This is a genomic window from Achromobacter sp. 18P8.1.1 (genome assembly GCF_057799415.1).
In genome coordinates this window covers 1-10,654 of sequence record NZ_JBYOKH010000090.1, presented here as the reverse complement: position 1 = coordinate 10,654, position 10,654 = coordinate 1, and the positions used below count along the sequence as shown (strand labels likewise).

8 protein-coding genes and 1 pseudogene are annotated in these 10,654 nt (G+C 63.6%); 5 read left to right on the top strand and 4 right to left on the bottom strand.

Going from position 1 to position 10,654, the window contains the following annotated elements:
* Positions 1-331 precede the first annotated feature (331 nt).
* The 3 genes from rng to AC27VE_RS30560 all read left to right on the top strand — a co-directional run bounded on the left by rng (position 332) and on the right by AC27VE_RS30560 (position 3,320).
* A complete protein-coding gene (gene rng, locus AC27VE_RS30570; protein ID WP_488705836.1) occupies positions 332-1,795 on the top strand; it encodes a ribonuclease G in 1,464 nt (487 codons plus the stop codon).
* 33 nt (positions 1,796-1,828) lie between these two features.
* On the top strand, positions 1,829-2,407 hold the full coding sequence (locus AC27VE_RS30565; protein WP_488705835.1) for a hypothetical protein: 579 nt from the start codon (positions 1,829-1,831) through the stop codon (positions 2,405-2,407).
* Positions 2,408-2,618: 211 nt separating this feature from the next.
* Positions 2,619-3,320 (top strand): DUF3053 domain-containing protein, encoded by a 702-nt coding sequence (locus AC27VE_RS30560; protein WP_488705834.1) that lies wholly within the window; start codon positions 2,619-2,621, stop codon positions 3,318-3,320.
* 26 nt (positions 3,321-3,346) lie between these two features.
* Here the strand turns inward: AC27VE_RS30560 and AC27VE_RS30555 are convergent, their stop codons facing one another.
* Positions 3,347-4,813 (bottom strand): sensor domain-containing diguanylate cyclase, encoded by a 1,467-nt coding sequence (locus AC27VE_RS30555; protein ID WP_488705833.1) that lies wholly within the window; start codon positions 4,811-4,813, stop codon positions 3,347-3,349.
* A gap of 164 nt (positions 4,814-4,977) precedes the next feature.
* On the opposite strand from AC27VE_RS30555, the gene AC27VE_RS30550 reads away from it, so the two are divergent.
* Positions 4,978-6,123 carry a diguanylate cyclase domain-containing protein gene (locus tag AC27VE_RS30550; RefSeq protein WP_488705832.1) on the top strand — a complete coding sequence of 382 codons (1,146 nt, stop codon included), beginning with the start codon at positions 4,978-4,980 and terminating at the stop codon, positions 6,121-6,123.
* 30 nt (positions 6,124-6,153) lie between these two features.
* On the opposite strand, the gene AC27VE_RS30545 is transcribed toward AC27VE_RS30550, so the two are convergent.
* The 3 genes from AC27VE_RS30545 to msbA form a co-directional block, all read right to left on the bottom strand.
* Complete coding sequence (locus AC27VE_RS30545; RefSeq protein ID WP_427955135.1) at positions 6,154-6,384, bottom strand: hypothetical protein; 231 nt, start codon at positions 6,382-6,384, stop codon at positions 6,154-6,156.
* A gap of 136 nt (positions 6,385-6,520) precedes the next feature.
* Complete coding sequence (locus AC27VE_RS30540) at positions 6,521-8,326, bottom strand: monovalent cation:proton antiporter-2 (CPA2) family protein (protein ID WP_315140519.1); 1,806 nt, start codon at positions 8,324-8,326, stop codon at positions 6,521-6,523.
* 136 nt (positions 8,327-8,462) lie between these two features.
* Entirely contained in the window at positions 8,463-10,238 is a 1,776-nt protein-coding gene (msbA, locus tag AC27VE_RS30535; RefSeq protein ID WP_427955139.1) for a lipid A export permease/ATP-binding protein MsbA, read from the bottom strand.
* A 106-nt stretch (positions 10,239-10,344) separates the two neighbouring features.
* Here msbA and AC27VE_RS30530 point away from each other — a divergent pair.
* A pseudogene (locus AC27VE_RS30530) lies at positions 10,345-10,654 on the top strand (glycosyltransferase family 9 protein); the annotation flags it as partial.

Below are 10,654 nucleotides of genomic sequence, written 5' to 3'. Positions count from 1 at the left end.
TCTGAACTCTTCGCGGCAGGCTTGGCTGGGTTGCCCCGGTTTCGCCTGTTGTGCTTGCTTGGCTTCGCGGTTCAAAAAACGTCTGAACTGCGAAGGAGCGAGACTATAGCACAAGTTTTGGGCCTGTCATGCGGGGCGAGAAAGAAAATTGCCAGGACATCACGCCGGCGACTGTGAGGATCTGCCTCTCTCTATATATAGAGGCCGGGATTTGCCTGCCTCTCTATATATAGTTGCCTTGCCCGGCTTGCCTCCCCTTGGGGTACGTTTACTATTCGCCTGTACGCCGTACCTAATTGGAGACGAACACGCTATGCCCCCAGCCATCGCCCTGAGCGAAGATATCCTGATCAACGTCACCCCCTTTGAAACCCGCGTTGCGCTGGTCGAGCTGGGGTCCGTCCAGGAGCTGCACGTGGAACGCAGCATCCAGCGGGGCCATGTCGGCAATATCTATCTGGGACGGGTGGTTCGCGTGCTGCCTGGCATGCAAAGCGCTTTCATCGACATCGGGCTGGAACGTGCGGCCTTCATCCATATCGCGGACCTGCGAGAAAACCGGAGTGAGCGCAGCCAGGGCCTGACGCCCACGCCCATCGAAAAGCTGCTGTTTGAGGGACAGACCATCATGATCCAGGTGGTCAAGGACCCCTTGGGCACCAAGGGTGCGCGCCTGTCGACCCAGATCAGCATGGCCGGGCGGATGCTGGTGTATCTGCCGCATGATCCGCACATCGGTATTTCGCAGAAGATCGATTCCGAGTCCGAGCGCATCCAGCTGCGGGAACGCGTGCAGGCGTTGATGCCGGCCGAGGAAAAAGGCGGATTCATCGTCCGCACCCAGGCCGAGGGCGCCAACGACGAGGAACTGACGGCCGACCTGGAATACCTGAGGAAGCTTTGGGCCAGCGTTCAGGCCGCGGCCCGCACCCAGCCCGCCCCCGCCCTGCTTCACCAGGACCTGACGCTGGCGCAACGGGTCCTGCGCGACATGGTGGGCCCGGGCACGGGCACCATTCTGGTGGACTCGCGCACGACCAGCGCGGCCATGCTGGAATGGGCACGCATTTACACGCCGTCGGTGGTGGACCGGATCCAGCACTACAGCGGCGAACGACCGCTGTTCGATACCGCCAACGTGGATGATGAGATCGCGCGCGCGCTGTCGCGCCGCGTGGACCTGAAATCCGGCGGTTACCTGATCATCGACCAGACTGAAGCGCTGACCACGGTGGACGTCAATACCGGTGGCTTCGTGGGCGGGCGCAATTTCGACGACACCATCTTCAAGACCAATCTGGAGGCGGCCCAGGCCATTGCCCGCCAGCTTCGATTGCGCAACCTGGGCGGCATCGTCATCCTGGACTTCATCGACATGGAAGAACAGGAGCATCGCGATACGGTTCTGGCCGAACTCAAGAAGGCCCTGTCGCGCGACCGTACGCGCATGACCGTCAACGGCTTTACGCAATTGGGCCTGGTGGAAATGACGCGCAAGCGCACTCGCGATTCGCTGGCGCATCAGTTGTGCGAGCCCTGCCCCATGTGCGAATCACGCGGCAATGTGCGCACGCCGCGCACGGTCTGCTATGAGATCCTGCGCGAGATCCTGCGCGAGGCGCGTCAGTTCAACCCCAAGGAATTCCGCATTCTTGCCTCGCAGGACGTGGTGGACCTGTTCCTGGAAGAGGAAAGCCAACACTTGGCGATGCTGGGCGACTTCGTGGGCAAGCGCGTGTCGCTGGAAGTGGAAAGCACGTACTCGCAGGAGAAGTACGACATCATCCTCGTCTAGCCTTCCACGCTTGCGCGCGACCGCCCCTCATCCATGGATCTGACGCTGGCTCGAGTCCTGCTGTTCGGCTTAAGCCTGGCGGGCATCTCACTGCTTGTCTTCGCCATTCGCTTGATCTCCGGCGCCTTTGCCGAAAAGATCCTTGTGGAGGTACCGTATCGCCAAAAGGAGGCGTCGTTTTTGATTGCGACGGCGGGCACCTACGCCATCTGGCAAAAGGCGCCGCTGTTCAAGAGGACGCCCGTTGGCGAATTCCGTCCGGAAGTGCGGTCCAGCGCGTCTGGCCAACCGTTGGCGCTGCGCGCCTCTCTATTGCGGCCCACCGTCAACAATGGGCTCACGGGCCGGATGGAGCTGTTCACGTTCTTCGCGCCGGCCGGCCAGTACAAGATTGAGTTGGTGGAAGGCGCAAGCGTTTCCAAGGTCGAACTGGCGCTTTCGGCGCTGCTGCCCGTCCGGAAGACGGCGCCCCCCGATGACTATTGCCTGCAAGTGACGAAAGCGCGCTCGCCCTTCATTCTGTTGGCGGGAATCTTTCTGTGCCTGATCGCGGCCGGCTGCATCATCGGAGGATTCGTTCTAGGGATTTTGGCGCATCAACTGGTCGCATAGACAAGTTGGGGTTCGCCTTGCCCCTCTCGCGCGATAGCAGGTTGCCGACTTCTTTTCAACGCGATCTGTATGGATTGTGTGTCTTAACAATTCGTTTGAAATGAAGTTTGAAACCGATGGCGGCGCGAAGAGGTAGCCGATAAGCTGCGGGCGCTTTGCGGGGTATCGCCCCGCCTGGCGCTTTTTTCTTATGCTTTCGGAGGTCAATGCAATGAAGTCCCTATTCCGTCCGTTCCTGGTGCTGGTCGCAGCATTGCCGCTGGTGCTGGCGGCCTGCGGCAACAAGGAGCCTGAACAGCGCGCGGCATTCACGCAGTTCTTGCAAACCCGCATCGTCGACAAGCCCGGCGTGCGCGTGCCCACGTTGACGGATGAAGAGAAGAAGTCCTTTGGCGATTACGCGGCGCACTACGCCGTGATCACCGACTTCAATTCCAGCATGGACGCATCGGTCAAGCCGCTGTCGGGCATTATGCAGAAGGGCGCCGTACGTTCGCTGAACGATATCTTGACGCGCCGCGATGACCTGAAAAACGTGCAGACGTCCATCAACGACATGGGCGCGGCATTGAAGGAACAGAAAGCGAAAGCCGACGCCGCGCGTGCGCAGTTGAAGCAACCCGACGACCTGAAGGCCGTGTACGACAAGGCCTATGACAAGACAGTGAGCCTGCCGGCTGATACGTTCCGCGATGTGTTGCCGCAGTTGAACGCCACGTTCGACAGCAGCTTGAAGATCGCCGATTACGTCGACGCCCATAAGGCGCAGATCGAAATTTCGGGCCCAATCGTAAAGGTGCAGGATCCGGCCGTGCAAGCCGAGCTGAATCAACTGCTGCAAGACCTGAATGCCCAGGCGAAAAACCTGCAACAGGCCAACACGCGCATGCAAGCCGTGATGCTGGGCCGTTGATTGACGGCCTGCCAGGCTGCCGACGATCAGATCGCAACCACCCGGTTGCGGCCGGATTTCTTGGCCTGGTAGACCGCGGCATCGGCGGCTTCAACCAAGGCTGATGCCTCGTCGTCTGCCTTGGGAATCGCGGTAGCGACGCCGATGCTGACCGTGACCATGCCCCCATCATTGTCCTGGTGCGGAACATGCAGTTCCGCAATCGCACGCCGGATCGTCTCTGCGATGCCCATCGCACGCTGACGGCTGGTATTCGGCAGCAACACCACGAACTCTTCGCCCCCGTAGCGCGCCGCCAGGTCGCGCGGACGGCGGGCTTTTTTCTTTAGCGTCGACGCGACCCGCTTGAGCAATTCGTCGCCTTCCTGATGGCCATAGCGATCGTTGTAGAGCTTGAAGCGGTCGGCATCCAGGAACAGCAGCGACAGCGGTTGGCTGTCGCGCCGCGCGGCCTGCCATTCGCGCGCCAGCGTTTCATCGAACGTGCGGCGATTGGGGATGCCAGTCAGACCGTCGGTCTGCGCCTGTATTTCCAGCTGCATCTCGAAAGCACGCCTTAAACGCATCTCGCGCCGGAACAGCACGATCTGCGCCATGACCGACAAAAACAGCGCCAGCGTGACCGGAACGACCAGCGCGGCGCGCCGGACCCAGGGTGCGAGGATGTCGTCCACCGCCAGCGCGACGTTGATGACCAGCGGCGTATTGTCGATCTTCTCGAACGTGTGCAAGCGCTTGACGCCGTCGGGCGACAAGGTGCCCACGAACGCCCCCTCGCGGCGGATGAGGAATTGCTGGAAATCCTGAGGGAAATCGAATTCGCGGCCCATGTCCGACAGCGAGTAGGGATTGCGGACCAGCACCACGCCGTCGTTGCGGAAAACCGTGATGGCGTCGCGTTCACCGATCGACAAGGTGCCGAAGCGATCGCGGAAGTAAGCCAGCCGCAATGATCCGACGACGACGCCCGCAAAGCTGCCGTCCGGACGGGAAATCCGCCGGCTGATGGCGATGCTCTCGTCTCCGCCACGCAAGGGACTGCGGTACGGGCGGCTGACGTACATGCCGACATCATCGGCGTCGCGGTGGACCTGGAAGTAGTCCCAGTCGGAAAAATTCCGCTCCGAGGCGATGATGTCGACCGAGGCATAGCGCACGTCGCCGTTTTCGTCGAGCACGCCGATGGCGCCCAGGTATTCCGCCGAGGACGAACGGTCGAACAGGAAGCGGTGCAGCGCTTCGCCTTTGACGAGTTCAATGCCGGGTTCGCGCAGGCGTTCGACCACCCCTTGCAGCGACAGGTCGTACCCATGCAGAGTTCGGCTGATGTCGGCCGCCAGCACGCCGGTCAGGTTATGCCCTGCCGTATAGGCGGATTCCCAGGTCAGGCGCCTGTCGATCCACAGCAACGCCACCGCGGCCGCACAGATGCCGATCGCGACCAGCCCAGCCAGCGCATACAGGGTGCGATGCAAAAATCCACGCGACTTCAATGCGGGGCTCCTTCACGATGACGGTCGGGATGTCGTGGCGGGTGTCTTTGGCGGCGTATCGGGAAAGATAATGCCGCTACCCCGCGCCCTGCGCAAGATCACGGCTGGCAGGCCCGCGCATAACCCGTGCATCGCTCGCGCCGCCCAGCTACGATGTTGCACCTATGAACCACGACGAACGCATTTACAGCCTGCCCCGCTGGCCGGCTACCCAGTGGCTGGTCCATCCCGGCGGCGATGTGCCGGCAGAAATTCGCGTGGCGCTGATCGGCGGGCTGTTCGGATCGCTTCCCATCTTCTTTGGCGGCATCATCAACACGTTGCTGGTGGCCGCCCTGATCACCTTCCGCCACCCTGAACCGGCATTCCTGCTGTGGCTCGCGCTGGAAATGCTGGTGTGCCTGTCGCGGATCAAGGTGCTGGTAAGCGCCCGCAAAGCGGCATCCGCAAACCTGCCCACACCCACCGACCTGTATGTGGTGCTGGCGCTGCTGTGGGCGTCGAGCGTGGGTTACGGCACGTTCATCAGTTTGATCAGCGGCGACTGGATCGCGGCTACCGTGGCGTGCCTGTCCGCTGCGTCGATGGTGGGTGGCATTTGCGTCCGCAATTTCGGCGCGCCACGGATGTCGGCGGTCATGGTGGCGTTAAGCGTCGGACCCTGCGCGCTGGGTGCCCTGTTCACCCAAGAGCCGATTTTCTGGTTGGTGCTGGTTCAGGTGCCGCTCTATATGACGTCCATGTCGATGGCGTCCTACCGGCTGAACGGGATGCTGGTGTCGACCATGCTGGCCGAACGCGAGAACGAGCGGCACGCGCGCCAGGATTCGCTGACCGGCCTGTTGAACCGCCATGGACTCTTCCAGGCGCTGGATCAGGCGGTCGCCGAGGCCCGTCCGGGACACCCGGAATTCGCCGTGCTGTATCTGGATCTGGACGGATTCAAGGCGGTGAACGACACCTATGGGCATGCCGCGGGCGACGCGCTGCTGAAGCAGGTATCAGAACGTCTGTCGGCGTTGATGCCTGACGGCGCCGTGGCGGCCCGTATCGGCGGAGACGAATTCGTGCTGCTGATCCGCCAAAACCCCGACTGCGAGGCGCAGGCGGTGGGCGAGCGGATCGTGCAGTGCGTGTCGCAGCCCTATGATCTGGAACAGGAAAATCCGATTTTCATTGGCGGCAGCGTCGGTATCGCGTTGATTCCCCGCCACGGCGCCGATACGGCGGCCGTCCTGCATGCGGCGGACCGGGCGCTTTACCTGGCGAAATCGGCTGGCAAACGCCGCACAGCGATGGCACAAGCCTGAACTCCGGACGCCTCGCGCCCGGAGCTGCCCTTACGACACCGCCGTGGCGGCGATGCGGAAGGGGAAGGCGCGGACGCCCCGTACCTTGTCGGTCTCGCGTTGCGCGTTGATCGCCCAGGCAGGGCCAACCCCGCCGGTGGACGGCATCAGCTGGCGCATGGCGCCGGCTGAAAACCCGCACTGCAAGGCCCGCGCTTGGCGCCGGGCAAGCTCAACACCCACAGCGTGCGGCGTCGTGAAACTACGATCCGATTGCAGCATGGCAGCCCCCTGGCAAATGCTCTTCATGAGTGAAGAGTCAGTGCAATTGAGACTACCCCAGTCTTTCGAGTTTGCGCGTGAAATGATACGTAAAGTAATGCAAAGATGCGGAAATATAGCGCGCGAAATAAGACTGTCATGCCAATGGGTTAGCGGCGGCCTCGGCGGTTTCGCGGTCCGGCTTGTCGTTCTTGCCGTCCGCGGGGCCCGTCATATTGCCGTACAGCAGCGAACGGCCGGCAAACAAGCCACCCGCCACTTCGAGGTCGAAACGCTCGGTGTCGCGCCGGCGGACGTCTTCCACCACCTCGGCTGCCTCGTCAGGCGGGACGCCAATGACGCGTAGCGCGGCTTCCCCGAACACCAGGGCGGATTCCAGGGTCTCGCGCACCTGGTAGTCCACCCCTTCCTTAGCGAGCGCCAGGGAATGGATCCGGTCGTAGGCGCGCACCACCACCCGGACCAGCGGGAATTCGGACTTGATCAACTTGACCATGTGATTCACGGCCTGGGGATTGTCGATGCAGATCAGGATGGCGCACGCGTGTTCGGCGCCGGCGGTGCGCAGCATGTCGATACGGGTACCGTCCCCGTAATAGACCTTGACCCCCCACTTGGCCGCCGCCCGGATCGCGTCGGTGTCGGTATCCAGGATGGAAACCGTCAGGTCACGGGCCAGCATCGCCTGGGTGACGATCTGGCCGAACCGGCCGAAACCGACGATCAAGGCGCAGCCATCCAGATCCTTGGCGACATCCACGTCGTCCATGGAGGGGGTGGGCTTGGGCAGCAACCAACGCAGCGCCAGCACGCACAGCGGGGTCAGCGCCATCGAAATGATGACGACGGCCGTCAGCACCGCACCGGTATGCGCGTCGAAAATACCGGCTGCCGCCGCCGCGCCGTAGAGCACGAAGGCGAACTCGCCGCCCTGGGCCAGCAGCGCGGTGCGGGTCATGGCTTCGGCGTGGGAGGCGCGCAGCAGCCGCGCCACCACATACACGCCCACGGATTTCACCAGCATGAACACCAGCACGGCCGCCAGGATCAGGGGCCATTCCCGGGCCACGGCGGACAGGTCGAGCGACATGCCCACGCCCAGGAAGAACAGGCCGAGCAAGATCCCGCGAAAGGGCTCGACCTCGGCCTCCAGTTGGTGGCGGAACGTGGACTCCGACAACAGGACGCCGGCCAGGAAGGCGCCCATCGCCATCGACAGGCCGCCCAGCTCCATCAATAGCGCCGCCCCCAGCACGACCAGCAAGGCGGCGGCCGTCATGACTTCGCGGGCGTGGGCCGCGGCCAGTAACCGGAACAGCGGATTCAGCAGCCAGCGGCCCGCCGCCAACAGCGCCAGGATGCATCCGACCGCAATCGCGGACTGCGTCCAGGGATCGCCGCGTTCGGCGCCGCCCGCTGGCGCCAGCAAGGCGACAAGCGCCAGCAACGGCACGATCGCCAGGTCTTCCAGCAGCAGGATGGAAACGATGCGCTGGCCCTGCCCGGTTGCGCTGTCGCCGCGCTCACCCAGGATCTGCATCACGATCGCCGTGGACGACAGCACGAACCCCATCGCGGCCATGAAGGCGGCGGGGCCAGACAGGCCGGCCAACAGGCCGACCCCCGTCAGCAGCGCGCCGCACGTCAACACCTGGGCCACGCCCAGGCCGAAGATTTCGCCGCGCAGCTTCCACAGGCGCGAAGGCTGCATTTCCAGCCCGATGATGAAGAGGAACATCACCACGCCGAGTTCTGCCACGTGCAGGATGGATTTCGGATCAGAGAAGAAACCGATCCCGAACGGACCAATGGCCAAGCCCGCCGCCAGGTAACCCAGCACGGACCCCAGCCCCAGCCGCTTGAATATCGGCACGGCGATGACGGCCGCGCCCAGCAAGACGACGACGTTGACGAGTTGATTGCCTTCGGTAGGCAGAGCCATGTGGCGCTCCAGGTTGTACGGCGGGGGCCTGCTCCATTTTCCGGCAATCCGGGGGATTGGCAATCCGGAACTACGGCAGGCTGTAGACAAAAAAACCGCCACAAGTTGTGGCGGTTGGAAGGGGGCCGGTTCGCGGTCAGTCGTCGCGGAACTGCATCTTGTAGAGCGAGGCGTACAGGCCATTGGCGGCCAGCAGCTCGGAGTGCGGCCCTTGCTCGACGATCTTGCCGGCATCCAGCACGATGATGCGGTCGGCATTCTGAACCGTGGACAGGCGGTGGGCGATGACCAGCGTGGTGCGGCCCTTCATCAGGCGTTCCAGCGAGGCCTGCACCTGACGCTCGGATTCGTTGTCCAGGGCAGACGTGGCTTCGTCCAGGATCAGGATGGGCGCGTTCTTGATCAGCGCGCGGGCGATCGCCAGGCGCTGGCGCTGGCCGCCCGACAGGCGCGCGGCGTTCTCGCCCACCGGGGTATTGATGCCCTGCGGCAGGCCTTCCACGAATTCCAGCAGGTTGGCGGCCGCCAGGGCGTCGCGCACCTTCTGTTCGCTGGATTTGCCCAACGCGCCATAGCCGACGTTGGCGGCGATGGTGTCGTCGAACAGCACCACGTCCTGGCTGACCAGCGACAGGTGCGAGCGCAGGCTGCGCAAGGTCAGGTCGTTGATGGGCGTGTCGTCCACCAGGATCGACCCGCTGTCGGCCAGCACGAAGCGCGGCAGCATGTTGACGAGCGTGGTCTTGCCGCTGCCGGACCGGCCCACGAGGGCGACGGTCTGGCCGGGTTCGACGACGAAGGAGATGTCGTTGACCGTATCGCGGTCGGCGTCGGGGAAGCGGTGCTTGACGTTGCGGAATTCCACCTTGCCGCGCACCGGTTCGGCCAGTTCCTTCGTGCCGGTGTCGTTCTCGGGCGTCTGGTCGATCAGCGTGAACACGCTTTCCGCCGACACCAGCATCTTCTGCATGCGGGCGGCGACGTTGGTCAGGCGCTTGATGGGATCGAAAATCTGCGCCAGCGCGGCCATGAAGGAAGCGAAGCTGCCGACGGTAAGCGCGCCGCTGTTGGCCTGGCTGAGCGCGACGGCGATGACCGCGCCGACCGAAATGGAGATGCAGACCTGCGTCAGCGGGGTCAAGGCGGCGTCGGCCGTGGCGGTACGCATGGCGAAGCGGCGCAGGCGGCGGCTGACGAAATCGAAACGGCCGCGTTCGACTTCGTAACCATCGAACAGTTTGATGACGCGCTGGCCGTCGATGCCTTCGCCGACCACGCGCGTCAGCTCGGCGTTCATGTTGACGGTGTCGCGGTTGATGCGGCGCAGGCGCTTGATGAAGAAGCGCGAAATCAGCACCGAAACCGGCAGCATGATCAGGATGATCAGCGTCAGCACCCACGACATGTAGAGCAACACGCAGATCAGGGCCAGCACCACCAGGGTTTCGCGTACCAGCACCGTGATGACGTCGGTGGCGTAACCCGTGACGTTGCCGGCGTCGATCGTGAAGCGGTTGAGCAGCCGGCCGGTGTCGCCGCGCTTGAAGTCCGAATCGGGCAGGCCCAGCAGCCGTTCGAACATGTCGCGGCGCATGCCCAGCAACACATTGTTGGCCACCCAGGCCAGCAGATAGTCGCTGAAGAAGTTGCAGATCCCGCGCAGCAGGATCAGGCCCACGACCGCCAGCGGCAAGGCCCAGACATAATAGGGTTTGGCCCCCGAAAAACCGCCGTCCAGCAAGGGCTTCATAATGACGGCCAGAACGGGTTGCGTGGCCGCCGCGCCCGCCATCAGCAGGACAGCCAGCAGCAAGCCCTTCCAGTAGGAACCCACGCGGCTGTAGATCCGGCTCCAGAGTTCAGACTTGACGGGGTTGGAATCCGCGGGTGCGTTGCGTACGGCAGAATTCAAAGGGAACACTCGCTTTTATACAATTGTGCCCGGGATTGTACCGGCTACGCGCCGCCGCGCTGTACCGCCCACCCTCATTTCAGCCCCTATCGCCCTTCGCCCATCCATGTCCGAAATCAGTTGCTTGTACGTCCGGTTACCCAATTGGGTGGGCGACGTTTGCATGAGTTTGCCCAGCCTGCGCGCCCTGCAGGCCAGCGGCCTGCCCCTGGTGATCTGCGCCCGCCCCTGGGCGCGCGACCTCCTGGATGGCGTGGCCAAGCAGGATTTCGTCCCCATGCGCGGCAAGGTCGGCCCCGACCGGGCCGCCGTCAGCGCCCACCGGCGCAGCCTGGGCGCCCTGGGCCGGCGCGCGCGCGGGCTGCTGCTGCCGGATTGCCTGTCCAGCGCGCTTGTCTTACCGGTTGCGGGGCTGC

Excerpts from the sequence above, each read along its gene's own strand:
- AC27VE_RS30540 (WP_315140519.1), bottom strand. The coding sequence starts at position 8,326 with ATGGCTCTGCCTACCGAAGGCAATCAACTCGTCAACGTCGTCGTCTTG.
- AC27VE_RS30550 (WP_488705832.1), top strand. The coding sequence starts at position 4,978 with ATGAACCACGACGAACGCATTTACAGCCTGCCCCGCTGGCCGGCTACC.
- AC27VE_RS30565 (WP_488705835.1), top strand. The coding sequence starts at position 1,829 with ATGGATCTGACGCTGGCTCGAGTCCTGCTGTTCGGCTTAAGCCTGGCG.
- AC27VE_RS30545 (WP_427955135.1), bottom strand. The coding sequence starts at position 6,384 with ATGCTGCAATCGGATCGTAGTTTCACGACGCCGCACGCTGTGGGTGTT.
- AC27VE_RS30560 (WP_488705834.1), top strand. The coding sequence starts at position 2,619 with ATGAAGTCCCTATTCCGTCCGTTCCTGGTGCTGGTCGCAGCATTGCCG.